Origin of the sequence: Streptacidiphilus neutrinimicus (assembly GCF_000787815.1) — a bacterium.
Lineage (GTDB): Bacteria > Actinomycetota > Actinomycetes > Streptomycetales > Streptomycetaceae > Streptacidiphilus > Streptacidiphilus neutrinimicus.
In genome coordinates this window covers 24,136-43,202 of sequence record NZ_BBPO01000012.1, presented here as the reverse complement: position 1 = coordinate 43,202, position 19,067 = coordinate 24,136, and the positions used below count along the sequence as shown (strand labels likewise).

General features: G+C 74.5%; 18 protein-coding genes and 1 pseudogene. 12 read left to right on the top strand and 7 right to left on the bottom strand.

Annotated elements, in window-relative coordinates; translation table 11 throughout:
* Position 1: 1 nt before the first annotated feature.
* Genes TR48_RS10715 through TR48_RS10705 form a run of 3 tightly spaced genes read right to left on the bottom strand, consistent with a single transcriptional unit; the run spans position 2 to position 4,931 of the window.
* Positions 2 to 1,060, bottom strand: coding sequence for a threonine ammonia-lyase (locus TR48_RS10715; protein ID WP_063770962.1), 1,059 nt, complete (start codon positions 1,058 to 1,060; stop codon positions 2 to 4).
* A complete protein-coding gene (locus tag TR48_RS10710) occupies positions 1,057 to 2,565 on the bottom strand; it encodes an amino acid adenylation domain-containing protein (RefSeq protein WP_042365803.1) in 1,509 nt (502 codons plus the stop codon). The genes TR48_RS10715 and TR48_RS10710 overlap by 4 nt, the downstream gene beginning before the upstream one ends.
* Positions 2,565 to 4,931: a lantibiotic dehydratase gene (locus tag TR48_RS10705; RefSeq protein ID WP_042365801.1), complete on the bottom strand. Its 2,367-nt coding sequence runs from the start codon at positions 4,929 to 4,931 to the stop codon at positions 2,565 to 2,567. Before TR48_RS10705 ends, TR48_RS10710 begins: the two co-directional genes overlap by 1 nt.
* Positions 4,932 to 5,180: 249 nt before the next feature.
* On the opposite strand from TR48_RS10705, the gene TR48_RS10700 reads away from it, so the two are divergent.
* The 6 genes from TR48_RS10700 to TR48_RS38745 all read left to right on the top strand — a co-directional run bounded on the left by TR48_RS10700 (position 5,181) and on the right by TR48_RS38745 (position 9,784).
* Positions 5,181 to 5,393, top strand: a complete 213-nt coding sequence (locus TR48_RS10700; protein ID WP_042365800.1) for an MbtH family protein — start codon at positions 5,181 to 5,183, stop codon at positions 5,391 to 5,393.
* Between the two features lie 268 nt (positions 5,394 to 5,661).
* Positions 5,662 to 6,186 (top strand): pyridoxamine 5'-phosphate oxidase family protein, encoded by a 525-nt coding sequence (locus TR48_RS10695; protein WP_042365799.1) that lies wholly within the window; start codon positions 5,662 to 5,664, stop codon positions 6,184 to 6,186.
* A 121-nt stretch (positions 6,187 to 6,307) separates the two neighbouring features.
* Positions 6,308 to 6,769, top strand: a complete 462-nt coding sequence (locus tag TR48_RS10690; RefSeq protein ID WP_174501685.1) for an SPW repeat protein — start codon at positions 6,308 to 6,310, stop codon at positions 6,767 to 6,769.
* A 167-nt stretch (positions 6,770 to 6,936) separates the two neighbouring features.
* The gene (locus tag TR48_RS10685) at positions 6,937 to 7,983 is read left to right on the top strand and encodes an ABC transporter ATP-binding protein (RefSeq protein ID WP_042365796.1); all 1,047 of its coding nucleotides are present in this window, start codon (positions 6,937 to 6,939) and stop codon (positions 7,981 to 7,983) included.
* Complete coding sequence (locus TR48_RS10680) at positions 7,983 to 8,879, top strand: ABC transporter permease (protein WP_052442557.1); 897 nt, start codon at positions 7,983 to 7,985, stop codon at positions 8,877 to 8,879. The genes TR48_RS10685 and TR48_RS10680 overlap by 1 nt, the downstream gene beginning before the upstream one ends.
* Before the next feature lie 152 nt (positions 8,880 to 9,031).
* Entirely contained in the window at positions 9,032 to 9,784 is a 753-nt protein-coding gene (locus tag TR48_RS38745) for a DUF4232 domain-containing protein (RefSeq protein ID WP_052442556.1), read from the top strand.
* Between the two features lie 42 nt (positions 9,785 to 9,826).
* On the opposite strand, the gene TR48_RS10670 is transcribed toward TR48_RS38745, so the two are convergent.
* Positions 9,827 to 11,185, bottom strand: coding sequence for an MFS transporter (locus TR48_RS10670; RefSeq protein WP_084729196.1), 1,359 nt, complete (start codon positions 11,183 to 11,185; stop codon positions 9,827 to 9,829).
* 143 nt (positions 11,186 to 11,328) lie between these two features.
* Here TR48_RS10670 and TR48_RS10665 point away from each other — a divergent pair, with 143 nt between their 5' ends.
* From TR48_RS10665 to TR48_RS45365, 4 genes and pseudogenes are all read left to right on the top strand, one after another.
* Positions 11,329 to 12,381, top strand: a complete 1,053-nt coding sequence (locus TR48_RS10665; RefSeq protein ID WP_042365794.1) for a helix-turn-helix domain-containing protein — start codon at positions 11,329 to 11,331, stop codon at positions 12,379 to 12,381.
* Positions 12,335 to 13,459, top strand: coding sequence for an ADP-ribosylglycohydrolase family protein (locus tag TR48_RS10660; RefSeq protein ID WP_236652094.1), 1,125 nt, complete (start codon positions 12,335 to 12,337; stop codon positions 13,457 to 13,459). Before TR48_RS10665 ends, TR48_RS10660 begins: the two co-directional genes overlap by 47 nt.
* A 196-nt stretch (positions 13,460 to 13,655) precedes the next feature.
* Positions 13,656 to 14,126: pseudogene (locus TR48_RS41780) on the top strand (HD domain-containing protein); the annotation flags it as partial.
* Positions 14,112 to 14,564, top strand: a complete 453-nt coding sequence (locus tag TR48_RS45365) for a DUF6508 domain-containing protein (protein ID WP_236652100.1) — start codon at positions 14,112 to 14,114, stop codon at positions 14,562 to 14,564. The pseudogene TR48_RS41780 and the gene TR48_RS45365, both read left to right, overlap by 15 nt.
* A gap of 28 nt (positions 14,565 to 14,592) precedes the next feature.
* Here TR48_RS45365 and TR48_RS10650 read toward each other — a convergent pair whose 3' ends face one another.
* Both TR48_RS10650 and TR48_RS10645 read right to left on the bottom strand, forming a co-directional pair.
* Positions 14,593 to 15,120 carry a macro domain-containing protein gene (locus TR48_RS10650; RefSeq protein WP_042365882.1) on the bottom strand — a complete coding sequence of 176 codons (528 nt, stop codon included), beginning with the start codon at positions 15,118 to 15,120 and terminating at the stop codon, positions 14,593 to 14,595.
* Between the two features lie 54 nt (positions 15,121 to 15,174).
* Positions 15,175 to 15,936, bottom strand: coding sequence for a MerR family transcriptional regulator (locus TR48_RS10645; RefSeq protein WP_042365792.1), 762 nt, complete (start codon positions 15,934 to 15,936; stop codon positions 15,175 to 15,177).
* Between the two features lie 155 nt (positions 15,937 to 16,091).
* On the opposite strand from TR48_RS10645, the gene TR48_RS10640 reads away from it, so the two are divergent.
* Positions 16,092 to 17,195, top strand: a complete 1,104-nt coding sequence (locus TR48_RS10640; protein WP_042365791.1) for an LLM class flavin-dependent oxidoreductase — start codon at positions 16,092 to 16,094, stop codon at positions 17,193 to 17,195.
* Positions 17,196 to 17,229: 34 nt separating this feature from the next.
* Complete coding sequence (locus TR48_RS10635) at positions 17,230 to 17,853, top strand: FMN reductase (protein ID WP_042365789.1); 624 nt, start codon at positions 17,230 to 17,232, stop codon at positions 17,851 to 17,853.
* A gap of 418 nt (positions 17,854 to 18,271) precedes the next feature.
* On the opposite strand, the gene TR48_RS10625 is transcribed toward TR48_RS10635, so the two are convergent.
* Complete coding sequence (locus tag TR48_RS10625) at positions 18,272 to 19,030, bottom strand: crotonase/enoyl-CoA hydratase family protein (protein ID WP_042365881.1); 759 nt, start codon at positions 19,028 to 19,030, stop codon at positions 18,272 to 18,274.
* Positions 19,031 to 19,067: the final 37 nt, after the last annotated feature.

Below are 19,067 nucleotides of genomic sequence, written 5' to 3'. Positions count from 1 at the left end.
GCTACTGCTCCTTCGGGGAATGGGACGAGCGGGACGCGTGGGAAGAGCCGGACGAGCCGGGTGTGTCGGACGAACGGGAGGACCGGAGGTCGGAGAGCCTGGTGACGCGGGCCGTCGCGGCGCGCAGCGCGGCGGGCGTGTTGCCGCCGGAGACGACGGCCACGGCGTGCTCTGCGCCGCGGTGGCGCAGCGCCCCGGCCACCGCCACCGCGCCGCTGGGCTCCGCCTCGACGCCGTGCCCGGCGAGCAGGGCGACCGCGGCCAGGATCTCCGCGTCGGTGACCTCGACCACCGCGTCGACGCGGTCGCGGACGATCGGGTAGGTGACCACGCCCGGCTGCTGGCCGCGCAGTCCGTCCGCGACCGTGTCGCTCGGCGGCAGCCGCAGCGGGCGTCCGGCGGCGAGCGAGCGGGCGTAGCGGGGCGTTGCGGCGGGTTCGACGCCGACCACCCGCACCGGGCGGTCCCACGCGGCCAGGCAGACCCCGGCCAGCAGTCCGCCGCCGCCGGCCGGAACGTAGAGGGTCTCCACCTCGGGGGCGTCGGCCAGGATCTCCCGGCCCACCGTGCCCTGCCCGGCGACGACCAGGGCGTGGTCCGAGGACGGGATCAGCACCGCGCCCGTGCGGTCGGCCAACTCCCGCGCCCGTTCCTCGCGTTCGGCGACGCCGCCGGACACGGAGACGGTGCGGGCGCCGAGCGCCCGGATCAGTGCTGCCTTGTCCGGGTTGGCGCCCCCGGCCATCACGACCGTCAGCGCGACGCCGAGGTCCTGGGCCAGCCGGGCCAGGGCGATGCCGTGGTTGCCCGAGGAGCCCGTGACGACGGACCGGGCCCCGAGTGCGAGCACCGCGTTGGTCGCGCCCCGCAGCTTGAACGAGCCGCTGTGCTGCAGGTGTTCGGCCTTCAGGCGCAGCCCGGGGAGGAACGGCAGCAGGGGGGTGCGGCGGGCGCGGTCGACCAGCCGGGCGGCGGCGTATTCCACCTCCGCCGGGTCGACCGTGCCGGGCCGGGACAGCAGTCCCGGCCGGGGGAGGGCGAGCAGGGTGTCGGCGGTCATCTGGTCGCTCCCGCCTGCGCGAGCGCGGTGCGGTCGGTCTTGCCGCCACGCGTGGTGGGCAGCGCGGTCAGCCGCACGAAGCGGCGCGGCATCAGGTGCGGCGGCAGCGTGCGTGCGAGGTGCAGCCGCAGCGCCGGATCGGACGTTTCACCCAACTCGCCCGTGACGTGCGCCACCAGGAAGACTCGGCCCTGCGTGTCGGTGTCGGAGATGACGACCGCCCCCGTGACGGCGTCGTGGGTCAGCAGCGCGCCCTCGATCTCGGCCGGGTCCACCCGGTAGCCGCGGATCTTGATCTGCCGGTCGACGCGTCCCAGGTAGGACAGCCCCTCGGGGCCGCGCCGGGCCAGATCGCCGGTCCGGTACAACCGCGCCCCGGGCGGGCCCAGCGGGTCCGGCACGAAACGGTCGGCGGTGCGGCCGGGACGGTCGCGGTAGCCGCGGGCGACGCCCGCGCCGCCGATGAACACCTCGCCCGTCCCGCCGTCCGGGACCGGCGTCAGCGACTCGTCCAGCAGCCGCACCACGACGCCGTCGATCGGCGCGCCGACGATGTCGGCGTCCGTCGCCGGCTCGGCCGGCACCGGGTACCGGGTGGAGGTCATCGTGCACTCGGTCGGCCCGTACTGGTTGACCAGACGGCCGCGCACCGAGGCCCGTCCTCCGGCCGTCAGGTACGGGCGCAGCGACTCCCCGCTGGAGACCACCAGCTCGACGCCGTCCAGGAGTTCGGCGCCGTCCGGGCGTCCGGTGAGGTGGGAGAGGAACGACGGGGTCACGCTCAGCAGCGTGTTGACGTCGTGCCGCCGCACCGCCGCGCCGAAGGACTCCGGCCGCAGCACGTCCCCGCGCGGCAGCAGCACGAGTCGGCCCCCGGCCAGCAGCGGCGCGAACGTGTCGCGGATGGAGGCGTCGTAGCCGAGCGGCGCGACCTGGAGGGCCACGGTGTCCGGGCCCAGCCCGTAGTCGTGGACCACGAACCGGAGGTAGTTGTCCAGGCCGCGGTGTTCGATCAGCACCGCGCTCGGCTCGCCGGTGGTCCCGGAGGTGTGGCTGACGTACGCCAGCCCGCAGGGCTCCGTCGGACCGGCCTGCCGGGCGCCGGCGCCGCCCCCCGGCGGCTCGGCGCCCAGCAGGACCGTCGGACCGTCGATCGGCAGCTCCAGCCGGGCGACCAGGTCCGGCTCGGCCGCGAGCAGCAGGTCCGCGCCGCCGCTGCGCACCAGCGCGGCCAGCCGCGCGGGCGGCTGTTCGACGTCGAGCGCGAGGAACGCCGCCCCGGCGCGCAGCACGGCGGCCATGGCCACCACCGCGTCCGGTCCGCGGCGCACGGCCACCGCGCAGACCCGCTCCGGCCCGGCGCCCGCCGCGCGCAGCAGGCGCGCGGCGGCGTCGATCCGCTCGGCGAGCTCGCCGTAGGTCGTCTCCCCGGCCTCGGTGGTCAGCGCCACCCGGCCCGGGTCCGCGCCGGCGTGCGCCGCGATCTCGTCCACGAAGGTGCGCATCACGACACCCCGTTCCGGACGCCCGGGGCCGTCTGGTCCACCGCCACGAAGCGCAGCTCGCTGGTGTAGGCGTTGCCCTCGTCGTCGGTCAGCCACGCCTGCTCCGGCGTGGGCAGCATCTCGCTGATCTTCAGCCGGGCGTCCGGGTCCTTGCGGGCCAGCCGGCGTGCCGCCTTCGCCAGGATGGTGAGGTAGACGGGGCTGTCGAAGTCGACGTAGAAGGGGCGCGGCTCGGCCGGGGAGACCACGAAGACGAAGCGCGGCAGTTCGCGCTCGCGCTGCCAGTGCCGGGCCTTGACGAAGCGGCCGGACTCGGTCTTCTCCTCCGCGAAGGCCAGCTCGGCGACGGGGACCTGCCAGGTCTCGCGGGCGACCACGACCTTGTCGACGGTGATCCGGGGCGTGTGGTCGCCCTCCGGGTGGATCGTGAACCGGTCCATCACCTTCTGGGTGAGGGTGTTGGCGTACGCGTCCAGCAGCGGGTAGCGGGCGCCGTCCGGAAGCAGGACCTCGAGGCGGCCGTTCTCGCCCTCGACGACCTCCACGTCGGCGCTGAGCACCGTGCGCGGCCGGTAGGGGTCGCCGGTCTGGTCGATCAGCGCCACCACGTGGTCCTCGGGCCGGTCCAGCGACGGACGGCTGCGTGCCGACCACTTGATCGGCAGCTCCTTGGCCAGCATCGGCAGCAGGCGCGGGCCCGCGAAGTCCCGCGAGGTCTCCGCGAGCAGCTCCTCGCGGTCCGGGTGCTGGTGGACGAAGAGGGAGGCGCCCATGGTGTTGAGGGCGCAGTGCATCTCACCGAGCACCAGCTCGAAGTCGCCGCGCGCGACCGCGTCGGCGTTCTCGGCCAGCAGGAGCAGGTCCGGACTGAAGTAGCGGGCCAGCGACCAGCCGGCGCCCGCCTCGCCGAACTCCTCCGCCACCCGGCCGGCCAACTCCGCCGAGCTCAGCCGCACCCGGCGGACACCGGCCGGAATGTCCAGGATGCGGGCCCACTTGGCGCGCAGCTCCGTCTGGATCGCGGTGATCTCGGTCTTGGACATCGGGTGCGGCGAGGGCAGGCACTCCAGCCAGAGGGCGCCGAGGTCGACGCTCTGCCGACCGTTCGGCTCGCGCAGCCGCTGCCAGGCCCGCAGTCGCTGCCAGGCCTCGCGCAGGTGGCCCTCCATCGCCTCGGCGAAGCGGTTGGTCATCCACCGGGCCGCCGTCAGGCACAGCTCCAGCGGGGCGAGTTCGTCCAGCAGGGCGGTGCCCAGCGTCGCCGTCGCCGCGCGCCGCGAGTCGCTGTAGACCAGGCTGCGGCAGGGCGCGGTGCGCTCGCCCTTGGCGCGCTGCGCCGCGGTCGCGGTCAGCTCCGCGAAGTCCGTCTCCAGCGCGGCCACGGCGGCGGTCAGCGCGTCCGCGTCCAGGCCGGCGGCCTGCACCGCGTCCCGGCCGCGCTCCAGCACGTCCAGCTTGGCCAGCGCCCGCTCGCGCGGACCGGCGTCGCCGACCCGCTCCAGCACGGCGCGCAGCGCCTGCTCCGGGTAGGTGCTCGCGGGGACGTCCACCTGCCAGCGCACCCAGCGCTTGCGCGCCAGCCGGCGCACCGCGTCGAGCACCGCGTCCGGGCTCTCGCCCAGCGACTCGGCGATCACGGCTGCGCTTCGGGTGCCGTCGCAGAGCTCCAGCACCGACCGGTCCAGCGGCTGGATCTGCTGCGGCGGCCGGCCCGGCACCCGGACCGTGCTGTCGACGACGCGCACGAAGGAGATCCGGTAGGGCGGCATCCAGGCCATCAGCTCCGGGTCCTCGCCGAGCGACTTCGCCAGCGCGTCGATGCCCCAACTGGCGAAGTACACACGGGAGGCCGCCAGGAATCCCTGGCCGGGCGCACCGGGCGCGACCTCGACCCCACGGGTGGCGAGGTCCCAACGGCCCCAGCCGACGGGGCCGAAGAAGCCGATGGTGTCGTTCTTGACGCAGAAGCGCTGCCAGTAGTGGGCGACCAGCTCCTCGCGCTGACGCGGCATGCTGGTGCGGCTCGCCGCGGTGGGGGTCCAGTTCAGGAAAGGCGCGATGCCGGTGCGCAGCACGGCCGGGTTCTGCCAGGCCACGGCGGCGCGGAAGCGCGGCGTGGCGGCGATGGTCTGCAGGCGGCGGGCCGTCTCGACCGCGGCCTCGTCGACGGCCTTGCTGAACTCGTCCCATTCGGGGCCGGTCAGGGCGTCCCCGGGGCCGAACTTGTCGGCGGCCTCGGCCAGTCCGGCCGGGGCCATCCGCAGCACGCCCTCGGCGGGGAAGCCGGGGCCGCGCAGCGCGAAGTGCTCCCACAGCCGCCACCTCCCACCGGGCAGCAGCACGTTCTCGGGGTCGTCCGACGGCATGGCGGGACTCCTTCCATGGGTGGGTGCGGTGAGGGTCGGGGCAGCCGGTCCGCCCGGTCCGCCGCGGCCGGATCCGGCCTTCAAGCACCCTGCCGTCGTCGCGCACCGCGGCGACAGAGAAGAACCGGCAGTCACGACCGCGACGCCGACCGCGTGTTCGCCCCTGTCCGCGCCCGCCCGTCCCCGGGCACGCTGGGCCCCGTCGCCGCGGCGACCGTTCATCGACCCGACCGAGGAGGAGCCCAGCGCATGACCACCGTTCAGGAACCCGAGTACCTCGTCGTCCACAACGACGAGGAGCAGTACTCCATCTGGCGCGCCGATCGCGAGCTGCCCGCGGGCTGGCACGCGGAGGGCACCAAGGGCCCCCGTCAGTCCTGCCTGGACCACATCGACCAGGTCTGGACGGACATGCGCCCGCTCAGCCTGCGGCAGCGCATGCTCGCCTCCGAGCCGGCCTGACCGGGCGTCCTCCGCGGAACGCGCGGGCACAAGGGCCGGTCCCGGTAGGGCGGTTCACCCCCGCCGGGTGGGCCGCCCTCGCGAGGCGCGGTCGCCGCGTACGGCCGACGCCCGCGTCGGCGCAGGGCCGGGCGGGTGATGTCGGGACGCGCCGGGGCCGCCCGGGGACCGCCTCCGGGCCCCGGCGCGGGGGCGGGTGAGAGTGTGGGGGACGACTCGGCGCGGTCCGTCGTCAGGGGCCGCCACGTCTCCGGAGAGGTGATCGACGATGTCCGGCAGGGAACCCGTCGAGGTGGCCAACCTCGACCGTTACGGCAATCCGCCGCTGGCGTGGAGCAGGGCGGAGGCGGCGCTCGCCGGCGCCATGCCGAGCCCGGCGGTGACGTCCTTCCTGGGCACGGTGCGTTCGGACGGGCGGCCGAGCGCGGCGGGCGTCGGCGCGGTCTGGCGCGACGGGGGCCTGTACTTCACCAGCGGCCCCGCCGCGCGCAAGGCGCGCAACCTGGCCGGCAACCCGATGTGCACGTTGTCGGTGCGGCTGGAGGGGATCGACGTCGTGGCCGAGGGCGAGGCCGCGCGGGTGACCGACGCGGAGACCCTGGAGCGGCTCGCGGCCGTCTACGCAGGGGCGGGGTGGCCCGCCGAGGTCGAGGGGGAGGGGTTCACCGCGCCGTTCAACGCGCCCAGCGCCGGCCCGCCGCCGTGGCATCTGTACCGGATGCGGGTCCTCACGGTCTTCGGCGTCGCGACCGTGGAGCCCTACGGCGCGACGCGCTGGCGCTTCGCGGACTGAGCCGAATCCGGTCGACCGGGGCGTTGACCTTGGCGGGGCGATGGAAGCAGGATAAAAGGAACATAAGGGACTCCGGGTCCCTCCCGGAGTCCGCTGCGAGTCTTCGAAGAAGGCGAAAACCGTGGCTGATCTCTTCCACCGTCATGCGGATATGGCGGAACACCCGGACATCGCCGAGATGCGCGAACGCTACGCGCGCATCGAGTCGGCGCGCGGCGTGACCGCACTGGACGGCCTGGTGCTGCTCACCGGCCTCTACACGGCGATCTCGCCCTGGGTGGTGCACTTCAACTTCAGCAACCCCGAGCTTCGGACCAACAACCTGCTGGTGGGCATCGCCCTGGCGGTGATCGGCATGGCGCTGGCCCTCGCACCGGAGCGGATGTACCGGATGAGCGGCGTGGTCGCCGTGATCGGCGTCTGGATGATCATCTCGCCGTGGGTGGTGACCGTGGGCCACACGGCGACGCGGGGGATCATCTGGAACAACGTGCTCATCGGTGCCGTGTGCTGCCTGCTCGGGCTCGCCGCCATGATGGGCGTGGTGCGCCAGACCGCCCGTCCTCCGGGCGCAGGCAGATAGCGGACAGCCGGCCCACGGCCGTGCGGCTGCGGTGCGGCCTTGCGGCTCCAGCTCGGCGGCCCACCCCTCACGGGTGGGCCGCCTTCCCCTTCCCGCGGTCGTGCCGCGCGGGAGCGGAGGGAGCATCCTGGAGGACGAGGGCGCGCTTCCGCACGGGACGTGAGGGCATGACCGCATCGCAGCGCCGCGAGACCGCGAACGAGACCGTGATCTGGACGGAAGGGTTGACCAAGGTCTACCCGCGCTCGTCCGTCCCCGCCGTGGACGGGCTGGACCTGGCGGTGGGCCGGGGCGAGCTCTTCGGGCTGCTCGGGCCGAACGGCGCGGGCAAGACCACCACAGTCGGCATGCTCACCACCCGCGTCGTCCCGACCGGCGGCCGGGCGCTGATCGGCGGGATCGACATCGTCGCCCGTTCGACGCTGGTCAAGCAGCTGATCGCGGTGGTGACGCAGCAGAACACTCTGGACCGGTCGCTGACCGTGCGGGAGAACCTCTACTTCCACGGCCTGCTGTTCGGGATGACCTCGCGCCGCGCCCGGGACGCCGCGGACGAGTTGCTCGCGCGCTTCCGTCTCAGCGGCCACGCGGACGACCCCGTGTTCGTGCTCTCCGGCGGGATGGCCCAGCGGCTCATGGTGGCCAGGGCGATCCTGCACCGGCCCGCCGTGCTCTTCCTCGACGAGCCGACGGCCGGCCTCGACCCGCAGAGCCGGCTCGCGCTGTGGGAGGTGCTGGCCGAACTGGTGGCCGAGCGGCAGACGATCCTGCTCACCACCCACAACATGGAGGAGGCGGACCGCCTCTGCGACCGGGTCGCCATCATCGACCACGGCCGGATCCTGGCGCTGGACACCCCGGCGGCGCTCAAGCGCGGCGTCGAGGCCGACGCGCAGGTGACGGTCCAGCTGGCCGGAGCAGGTCCGGAGCCCGCCGCGGGCGCCGGTCCCGGGACCGCGTCGGGCCCGTCGGCCGCGGCCGACGGGCCCGGTGACGCACTGGCGGAGCTGCTCGCGCGCACCGTCCCGGGCGTGGTGCGCACCCGGGTCGCCGACGGCAGGGTGGAGCTGCAGGTCAACGGCGGTGACCGGCTGCTGCCGCGGGTGCTGGAGGCCGCCGAGTCCGGCGGCTTCGACGTCGCGGACCTGTCCGTGGCCGAGACGACTCTGGAGACCGTCTTCATCCGACTCACGGGCAAGGAGCTGCGGGACTGATGACGACCGAGACCTTTCCGGTGACCAGCGCGGGCGACGGCCCCTCCGTCGCGGTGATCCGGCCCCCGCGTTCGAGCGCCGCCGCGAGCCGCGCCGCGCTGCGGGCGCTGATCAGGCGTGACCTGACCGTGCTGCGCAAGAACTTCTGGGAGTTCGTCGGCCGCACGCTCATGCAGCCGCTGCTGCTGGTCTTCGTCTTCCTCTACGTCTTCCCCACCATCGGCCAGGGCGTCGGCGGAGCGGGCGGCCGCGCGGGGGAGTCGGACTTCGCCACCGTGCTGGTGCCGGGCGTGGTGGCGATCTCGATCATGTTCCAGGGCATCCAGTCGGTGGCCATCCAGCTCTCGCAGGAGTTCGGCTACACCCGCGAGATCGAGGACCGGGTTCAGGCGCCGTGCCCGATCTGGCTCGTCGCGGTCGCCCGCGTCCTGTCGGGCGCGACGCAGGCGCTGATCTCGGCGCTGATCGTCTTCCCGATCGCCGCGGTCGTCCACGCGCCGGGCGTGCACGCGCACCTGACCGTGCACTGGTGGATCGTGGTCACCCTGATCCCGCTGGCGTGCGTGGCGATGACCTCGCTCGGGCTGGTGCTCGGGACCACCTTCGAGCCGCGCAACATCGGCCTGATGTTCGGCTTCGTGGTGCTGCCCCTGGTCTTCCTGGGCGGGACGTACTACCAGTGGACCCGCCTGGGCGCGGTGAGCGTCGACGGCTTCCACTGGTTGCAGGTGCTGGTCCTGGTCAACCCGCTCATCTACATCGCCGAGGGCATGCGTGCCGGCCTCACCGACGCGGCCCACATGCCGCTCGTGGTCGTCTACCCGGTGCTGATCGGCTTCCTGGTGCTCTTCCTCAGCGTCGGCCTGCGCAACTTCCGGCGCCGGGTGCTGTCGTGAGGCGTGCCCGGGGGCACGCGCGGGACGGTTCGCGGAGCGGTGCATTGACCGGTTCGCGGACCGGTTCGCGGGACGGTTCGGTGGCGCGGCCGGGACGCGGCTGTGACGCGGGACCCGCAACCCGGGGCGGGACGGGTGCCGTCCCTCCCGGCATGACGCGCTTCTCCGCATTCGGCATACTCGCGGCCTCGGCCCTCTGTCTCACGCTCTCCGCCTGCAGCGGCTCCACCGGCACCACGGGCGGCCCGACCACCTCGGCGTCGTCCGGGGCCTCCGCATCCGCCGGCGTGGACGGTTCCACCGGCGCGACGGGTTCGACCGAGGCCACCGGAACCGGCGGGACGACCGGCTCCGCCACGGGCGGGACCACGGGCGGCTCCACCACCGGCGGCACCGGCGGCACCGGGGGCTCGGGCGGCTCGGGCGGCTCGGGCGGTTCCGGTGGTTCGACGGGCGGCGGTCTGGCGGCCTGCACCGGTTCCCAGGTCACCGTCGGCGTCGGCCAGGGCGGCGCCGCCACCGGGCACCTGGAGGTCCCCCTCCTCTTCACCAACGTCAGCGGCACGTCCTGCACCCTCTACGGCTACCCCGGCGTCGCCGGCCTCGACTCCAGCGGGAACCAGGCCGTCCAGGCCACCCGGACCCTGCGCGGCTTCACCGGCGGCCTGTCCCAGGGCGCGACCGGCCCGTCCACCATCACCGTCCCCGCGCACGGCCGCGCCTCCGCGCTGCTCGAGTGGACCGACGTGCCCGAGGGCAACGCCACCTCCTGCCCGACCTACAACAGCGTCCTGGTCACCCCGCCCGGCACCAAGACCTCCACCCGCATCGCCTCGGTCCAGCCCACCGCCTGCACCCTCCAGATCCACCCGGTCGTCTCCGGCACCACCGGCGACCAGCAGTAGTGGGAGCCCTGCCGGGCCCGGAGAGGCCGCTTCGCGGGGAGGTCAGAGCGCTCCCGGGGCGGCGGGTTCGTCCGCTCCATGTCCCGCTCCATGTCCTCCCCCATCCGGGAGCGCGGCCGCGGCGGGCTCGACGGTCGTCCGCAGCGGGGGAGCCGGCTCGGACGACCGACGCTCGGGACCCGCGTGCGGCAGTCGGCGGACCGATCGGAGCGTGAGCGGGAGGAGGGCGAACACCGTGGAGGCCAGGCCTGAGACTGCGGTCGCGGCGTAGGGCCCGAACGCGGCGGAGGCCGGTCCCACCGACAACTGCCCCACGGGGATGGCGATGTAGGAGAAGAGGTCGTCGTATGCGGCGACCCGTGACAGCAGCCGCTGGGGGACGTGCTCCTGCAACGAGGTGTCCCAACCGATCGACGCGACGGACGAACCCAGCCCGGCGACGAAAGCGCAGGCGAGCAGCCACGGCAGGGGCAGTCGCGTGCCGAGCGCCAGCAGGGGCAACCCGAGCAGGGCGCTCATCAGTTGACTGAACGCCAGCAGCCGTCGCACGTGCAGCCGGTAGAGCACGCTGCTCATCAGCAGCATGCCGGCGCCGCGTACGCTCAGCAGCAGGCCCCAGGTCGCGGCCGATCCCGCGCGTGCCGTGAGCTCCGGGCCGAGGATCTGCCACGTGCCGGTCTGCACCAGATTCACCGCGCAGAAGGCCAGGGTCACCGGCCAGAGCCAGTCGGTGCCGCGGAACGCCGCCCAGCCCTCCCGCAGGTCGCGGGCGAGATGGCGCCGCGCGGGCCCGGCTGCCGGGGGACTCGCCTGGTTCGACGGGAGGCGCCCCAGCCATCCGGCGGCGAGAAGACAGCTGAGCGCGTCCAGCGCGATCGCCGCCCCGCCGCCCGTCGCCACGACGAGAACGCCCGACACGCTCGGGCCGAGCACCCTGCTGCCGTTGCGGACCGTCCCGAGCAGCGCGTTCGCGCGCTGGATCTGGTCGGGCGGGACGAGCTCCGGCACCAGACCGCGCAACGCCGGCGTGGTGAACGCCGAGAGCAGCCCGTTGAGGAACTCCAGGCCCGCGATCGTGCCCAGCGTGTAGTGGCCGGTCAGCAGCATCGCGGCGACCGCGCCCTGGGTCAGCGCCGCGCCGAGGTTGGACACGACGAGCACGGCCCGGCGCGGCAGTCGGTCGGCGACCGCGCCGCCGATCAGCAGGAAGCCGAGCAGCGGCAGCATCCGCGCGGCCAGCACGATGCCGAGGTCGCCCGCGCGGCCCGAGGCGTCGAGCACCGCGAACGCCAGCGCCACCGGCGCCATCGAGCTGCCGAGGAGGGAGACGGTCTGTCCGGCGAAGAACCAGCGGAAGGCCGCCCGACGCAGCGGGGAGGCCGTGGAGGGTGGAGTGGGCACCGGCCACACACTGCCTCGCGCCCCGGGACGGCACTAATCTTTCGCCCACGCCCGAAAGCTCGGCGCGGGCCGAGCGGGCGACGTCCGCGCGTCCGCGTCGGCGCGGCCACGGGCGAGGGCGCACGGGAGAGGGGAGCACGGGGATGGTGCTGCTGCGCCTGGACTCGCTCGCGCTGTCCCGCTCGCGGTTCGCCCTCTCGCCCGCCGCCGAGACGCTCGGCGCGCTGATGGCGCTGGCGCGCCCGTGCGTCGATCCGTGGCTCGCGCCCTGGCACGCCCGTCACCACGCCGCGCTGCGGGCGGCCCTCGCCGCCGACCGGTTCGCCGCGGGCCTGGTCCGGCTGGTCAGCTCCACGAAGTACCTGCCCGATCAGGTCAGCCTGCCGCCGACCGACGGCATGCGCACCCGTCTCGAGGACGAGCTGGCGCTGATGCGCGAAGTCCCGGACGAGGCCGTCGTCGAGAGCGTCCGGCTCTCGGCCGCGGCCAGCTGGGAGGAGCACGACGTCGCCTCCTGGCTCACCGGTCGTGACTTCGCCGCCCGGACCGCCGAGCTCTACCGCCGGACCTGGGACGCCCACCTCGCCGCCGAGTGGCCCCGCCGCCGGAGGCTGCTCGAACGCGACGTCACCTACCGGGCCGGCCTGCTCGCCGCGTACGGATGGTCGGGCGCGTTGGAACAGATGGCCCGCCGTACCGCCTGGATCGGCGCCGACGCGATCCGGTTCAGCGACCGGCCCGGCCCCGACCGCGTCGTCGGCGCCGACGGCATGCTGTTCGTCCCCTACACCGGCGCCCGGGGCTCCTGGCTCTGCGAGGCGCCCGGCCGCCCGTACGCGATGGTCTACCCGGCGCGCGGCCCGGGCGCCGAGCCGTCCTCCGCCCCGGCGGGCGACCGGGGCCGCCGGGACCGCGCGCTCGCGCGGCTCCTCGGCGCAGGCCGCGCCACGATCCTGCGCGCGCTGACACGACCCGCGACGAGCAGCGAACTCGCGGCGGAGCTTGACCTCTCGCTGGGCACGGTCGGCGGTCACCTCGCCGTCCTGCGCGAGGCGGAACTCGTGGTCGGGGAGCGCGTCGGACGGCGCGTGGTCTACCGTCGCACCGAGGCGGGCGAGGTGCTCGCCGCGGGGACGACGGGGGAACGCCATGACGACGGGATCGACGGGCTCGACGGGCTCGCCGGGCACGGATGACGCACCGGGCGCCCCCGGGACGGAGCACGTGGACCACATGGACCACCTCGACCACGTGGACCCGGCGTGCCCAGCCGAGCGGGTGCGCGGCTGCCTGCTCGGCGGCGCGTTGGGCGATGCGCTGGGCTGGCCGGTGGAGTTCCAGCGGCTGGAGCGAATCCTCGACCGCCACGGCGCGGAGGGGGTGCGCTCCCTGCCGAGACCCCTGGGCGCGCTCGCCGAGGTCACCGACGACACGCAGATGACCCTCTTCACCGCGGAGGGCCTGCTCCTGGCCGAACGGCCGACGCCGGAGGCCGTGCTGCCCGCCGTCCACGCCGCCTATCGCCGCTGGCTGCGCACGCAGTGCGAGGCCGCGCCGAAGCCGGACGCGACCGGTCTGCTGGCCGAGGGCTGGCTCTACGCCTCCCGCGCGCCGGGCAACGCGTGCCTGTCCGGCCTGGAGGCGCACGCCGGGCCGCCCGGGTCCGTGCCCGTCCAGCCGGGCGAACGCGGCCCGGTGAACCCCGACTCCAAGGGCTGCGGCACCGTGATGCGCTCCGCACCCTTCGGCCTCCTCGGCCTGGGCGTCGATCGGGCGTTCCGACTCGCCTCGGACTGCGCTCAGCTGACGCACGGCCACCCCACGGGCTACCTCGCCGCGGGCGCGTTCGCCGCGCTCGTGGAGCGGCTGGTCGCGGGCGTCGAACCGGGTGCGGCGGTCGAGGCGACGATCAGGCAGACAGCGGCCTTTCCCGGAGCGGGGGAGACCGTGGCCGCGCTGGAACGAGCCGTCCGGCTGGCCGCCGAGGAGGAGCCGGGCTTCGACACGGTCGAGCGCGTCGGCCTCGGCTGGATCGCGGAGGAGTGCCTGGCGATCGCCGTGTTCGCCCTGCTGGCCGCGGCCGAGGTCGGCCCGGGGCGGGCGCTGACCCTGGCCGTCACGCACTCGGGCGACAGCGACTCGACCGGTGCCGTCTGCGGCAACCTGCTCGGCGCCGCCTATGGCAAGCGGGCGCTCCCCGCGGCCTGGGCGGCGGAGATCGAGGGCCGGGAGACGTTGCTGCGGGTCGCGGACGAACTGCTGGCCCGGCGCTGAGCCGGCTGATCGCGAGCCGTCGGCTCCGCCGCCGACCAGGCGAACGCCGGCACCGAACCCTGACCGGGGGGAGCCGGCGGGCGAGCGGACGGGCCACCCCCACCTCGTCTCCAGCCCGTGTCTCCGGTCGTTCCCGCCGCGCCCCGGGCCACACTGGACGGGTAGGGATCACCGAACCGGGAAGGGGCCGGACCAGATGCCGCAGCGCACGCCGGAGGTCGAGGACTCCGCACCGCCGCCGCTGTCCCTCGCCGAGGTCGAGGCGATCGCCCGCACCGCCCACGCCGATCAGGTCGACAAGGCCGGCCGCCCCTACGTCGGGCACCTGGCGGAGGTCGCCGCCGGCACGGCCCGGCACGGCGGCGACGAGGCGCAGATCGCGGCTGCGTGGCTGCACGACGCCGTCGAGGACGGCGTGCTGACGGCCGAGTGGCTGGCCGCGGCCGCGCTCCCGCAGCGCACGAAGGACATCGTGCTCGCGCTCACCCGACGCGAGGGAGAGGCCCTCCCGGACTACACCGCGCGCATCCTGTCCACCCCGGGCGCCGTCACCGTCAAGGACGCCGACCTGGCGAGCAACTCCGCCGCGCGGCGGCTCGCCCTGCTCCCGGACGCGGCGAAGCGCTCCCGCCTGACGGCGAAGTACGAGCGCATGCGCCGCCTGCTCCACCCCGACGTGCAGGCGCCGCTGCCGGTGGGCGACGGCGACGAGGGCGATCCGACCGACGCGGAGCTGCTGGCCGGCCTCGATGTCGCCTCGGACGCGTGGGGCCGCCTCAGCGAGTTCGCCTCCGGCTGGGCGGTGCAGGACGCCGACGCGCGCTGGGACGGCCGGCACTGGGTGTACGGGCCACGGGTGGGCGCGGTGGCCACCTCGCTCGACGCGGTCGGCGCGGTGCGGCCGGCCTACGACTGGAACGCCTTCAGCTACCCGCTCCTCGCCACGGACGGCACCCTCACCCCGGCCGACGCCGTCCGCACCGCGACCTCCGTCCTCCGCGCCGAACGCTTCGTCGCGGGCACACTGGCCACCGCCTGGATGAACGGCCGCCTGAGCGCGGTCGTCCGCGCCCTCGTCCACTGGCACGACACGGGGGCCTCGTAGCCCGGCGCGTCGCCCCGGGAAGCCCGACTCAGTCGTGGTCGTAGACCGTGACCGCCACACCCCTGGCCACCAGGGCGTGCCGGACCAGCGGCTCGATCCGCTCCCACCGCCCGCCGGCCAGCCCGCAGCCGATCCGCGGCATGTGGACGGACGCGCCCAGCTCCCGCGCCTGGGGCGCGAGCGCCACGAGCGCCCGCTCGACGGCCTCGTAGCGCACGGGCACGCCCTTGCTGCCGGTGCGGATGCCGCGCTGGCCGATCATGTTGGCGACCCAGAGCCGCGACTCGGCCCGACCGACCGGCACGAGCTGGACGGCGCCCAGCCCGAAGTCGTTCCGTGCCCGCTCCCGGTGCCACTTCCGGTACGCCGCCTCCGGCTCGGGCCAGCGCCGGGAGAGGGCCACCACGAAGCCCTTGCCCCAGCCGCCCAGGTCGTTGCAGACGTGCGCGATCACCTTGGGTCCCCCGCCCTGCGGCGCCGTCGCGTCGCCGCGCAGATAGCGGATCCCGTCATCCCCCGCGCGGCCATCCCGCGCGCTGCCACCCCCCGCGTTCACGGTCCCGACGCTAGCCGCCGCCACTGACAACCGCCGCGTCCTGCTCGCGGTCGCTCACTCCGCCGGGGCGGACAGCTCCTCGGCGAGCGAGCGCTGGAAGGCGGTGACCAGGGCTTGGACCGCCAGCGGCTCGATGTGGGCGGTCAGCTCCTTCATCCGTTCCAGCCCCTCGGCGTCCGGGTCGGAGGCGCGGAACGGGCGCCAGACCGTGTCGCGGAAGAGGCGGTGCAGGTCGTGCGCGGTGGCGCGGCTGTGGAGGCGGACCACGGCGCGGGCGGCGACCAGCGTCTCCAGCGGGATCGGCACGTCCAGGATCCGCACGCCGAGGGGGAGCAGCCCCGGGTCGACGGGGAAGGAGTCGTCCTTCGTCGCGCATCCCTGCGGCGGCTCGGGGCTGTGGCCGCCCTCGGCCGAAGGCTCGGGGAGGATCGCCCCCATCGCGGCGAGACGGTGGAGATCCTCGTCGGTGAGCGGTCGGCCGGCCCGGCGCTCCAGCTCCTCGCGGCTGATCCGCTGGGCGGTCTCCGGCTGCCAGGAGGCGACGAGAGCGCGGTGCACGGCGAGGTCCAGGGAGCCGACGTCGTCGGGCAGCTGGGCGAGGTAGCGCTCGATCGCGGCCAGGGTCAGTCCCTGCCGTTGCAGCTCCTCGATCAGCTCCAGTCGGCCGAGGTGCTCCGGGCCGTAGCGGCCCACCCGGCGCGGACCGAGCTCGGGCGGCGGGAGCAGGCCCTTCGCGGCGTAGAAGCGCAGTGTGCGGACCGTGATCCCGGCTCGCGCCGCCAACTCCTCAACCGTCAACCACGCCTCGTCCGCCACACCCTGCCTCCCGCCGCCCCGCCCGCTCAGTGGGCTCAACAGTATCGCTGTCACATCCTCGGGAATGGCGGCGGGTGGCGAGATGTTGTGGAGCATGATTGAATTTTCAACAACAAGGCTTCGAGGCACCCAGCCGAGCCAGAGAGGTGAGCACCATGCAGTTCGGGATCTTCACGGTCGGTGACGTCACCCCCGACCCCACCACCGGTCACACCCCGAGCGAGCGCGAGCGGATCAAGGCCATGGTGGCCATCGCCGAGAAGGCCGAGGAGGTCGGTCTCGACGTCTTCGCCACCGGCGAGCACCACAACCCGCCCTTCGTGCCGTCCTCCCCGACGACCATGCTCGGCTGGATCGCGGCGAGGACCGAGCGGATCATCCTCTCCACCTCGACCACCCTGATCACCACGAACGACCCGGTGAAGATCGCCGAGGACTTCGCCATGCTGCAGCACCTCGCCGACGGGCGCGTGGACGTGATGCTGGGCCGCGGCAACACCGGGCCGGTCTATCCGTGGTTCGGCAAGGACATCCGCGACGGCATCTCGCTCGCCGTCGAGAACTACGCACTGCTGCGCCGCCTCTGGCGCGAGGACGTGGTCGACTGGGAGGGCCGGTTCCGCACGCCGCTGCAGTCCTTCACCTCGACGCCGCGCCCGCTCGACGACGTGCCGCCCTTCGTGTGGCACGGCTCGATCCGCTCGCCGGAGATCGCCGAGCAGGCCGCGTACTACGGCGACGGCTTCTTCCACAACAACATCTTCTGGCCCAAGGACCACACCGAGCGGATGATCGAGCTCTACCGCACCCGCTACGCGCACTACGGCCACGGCACGCCGGAGCAGGCGATCGTCGGCCTCGGCGGCCAGGTGTTCATGCGCCGCAACTCCCAGGACGCGGTGCGCGAGTTCCGGCCCTACTTCGACAACGCGCCGGTCTACGGGCACGGCCCGTCGCTGGAGGAGTTCACCGCGCAGACCCCGCTCACCGTCGGCACGCCCGAGCAGGTCATCGAGAAGACGCTGAGCTTCCGCGACTACGCGGGCGACTACCAGCGCCAGCTGTTCCTGGTCGACCACGCCGGTCTGCCGCTGAAGACGGTGCTGGAGCAGATCGACCTGCTCGGCGAGGAGGTCGTGCCGGTGCTGCGCCGCGAGTTCGCCAAGGACCGCCCCGCCGACGTGCCGGACGCGCCCGACCACGCCTCGCTGCTCGCCGCCTCCCGGGCGACCGCCGAGGCGGGGTCCGTCCAGGCCTGAAACACCGTCAAGCGACAAAGAAGGAGAGAACGTCGTGGAAGCCATCACCTTGGCCGTGGTCTCGGCAGGTCTGAGCCAGCCGTCGTCGACCAGGCTGCTGGCGGACCGCCTCGGCGAGGCGGTCCGGGACCGGCTGGTCGAGGCGGGGCGCGAGGTCCGGATCGAGCACGTCGAGCTGCGCGAGCTCGCCCACCCCATCGCGGACAACCTCGTGACCGGCTTCCCCGGCGAGGCGCTGCGGCAGGCGATCGACACCGTGACCGGCGCCGACGCGCTCGTGGCGGTCTCGCCGATCTTCTCCGCCTCCTACAGCGGCCTGTTCAAGTCCTTCTTCGACGTGCTGGAGCAGGGCGCGCTCACCGGCAAGCCCGCCCTCCTCGGCGCGACCGGCGGCACCGCCCGCCACTCCCTCGCGCTGGACCACGCCCTGCGCCCGCTCTTCGCCTACCTGCGTGCGGCCGTCGTCCCCACGGCTGTCTACGCGGCCTCGGAGGACTGGGCCTCGGCGGAGCGGAACGGCCTGCGCCGGCACATCGACCGTGCGGCCGACGAGCTGGCGGCCGTCCTGCTCCGGCAGCCCGCGCGGACCCGACGGCCCGACGCCTTCGCGGAGGTCGTGCCGTTCGAGCAGCAGCTCGTCGCGCTCAAGCTGCCGTAAGGGCCTTCGCCGCGGACACCGCGGGACGCCGCGTGGCGCGGGTCAGCGCGCCGGCAGTGCGTAGACGTGGTTGTCGTGCGCGCGTAGAGCAGGGTGCCCCCCGTCGCGCACCACCAACTGGCGTCCTGGCTGCCGCCGTCGGTGAAGGTCCACAGCAGGTGGCCGTCGGTGCGGTCGAAGGCGGCGATGGCGTCGCCGCCCGAGGCCCTCGCGGCCGTGCAGAAGACGGCGTCCCGGACGACCACCAGCGGGCTGGGGTGGAGGCTCAGGCGGACCTGGGACGTCCAGAGCCGGCTGCCGCTGTGGGCGTCCAGCGCGAGCATCTCGCCGAGGCCCAGGGGGTCCGTCCTGTCGTTGAACGCGCCTGAGATCCCCTGAGGGCGGCGGGCCGGGGAGGTCTGTCCGGCCGGGCGGCGGGTCAGGTGTGGCGGTTGCGGAAGGCGGCGGCGCCCGGGAGGCCTTCGCTGCTGAGGGTCGACATGCCGCGTCGGAACTCGTTGGCCAGCGCCGGCTCCTCGGGGAGGCCCTCGGCCTCCAGCGCCGAGAGCCGGTCGTTGCGCATGCAGATCTGCGGCAGGCCCGCGATCTCGCGGGCGAGCTCCTCCGCCGCCTCGCGTTCCGTGCCGCTCGGGACGACCCGGTTGACCAGCCCGATCGACAGCGCCTCCGCCGCCGGGACCTCGCGGCCGGTGAGGATCAGGTCCATCGCACGCCCCGCGCCGATCAAACGCGGGAGACGGACGGTTCCGCCGTCGATCAGCGGGACGCCCCAGCGCCTGCAGAAGACCCCGAAGACCGCGTCCTCCGCCGCCACGCGAAGGTCGCACCAGGCCGCCAACTCCAGCCCGCCTGCCACCGCGTGGCCGGCGACCGCCGCGATCACGGGCTTGCCCAGGCGCATCCGGCTGGGGCCCATGGGGCCGGGGCCGTCGGGCGAGAGGGTGTTGCCGTGCGGGCCGTCGGCCTCCTTGAGGTCCGCACCCGCGCAGAACGTGCCGCCCTCGCCCCACAGGACCGCCACCGACGCGCTCTCGTCCGCGTCGAACTCCGCGAACGCGCGGAACAGCGCGGCCGCGGTCGGGCCGTCCACGGCGTTGCGCCGCTCCGGGCGCGAGAGGACCACGGTCCACACCGGCCCGGAGCGTTCGATCCGTACTGCGTTCCCTGCTGTGCTCACCCGCACCACCCGCGTACTCACGAGCGCCTGGGACCCA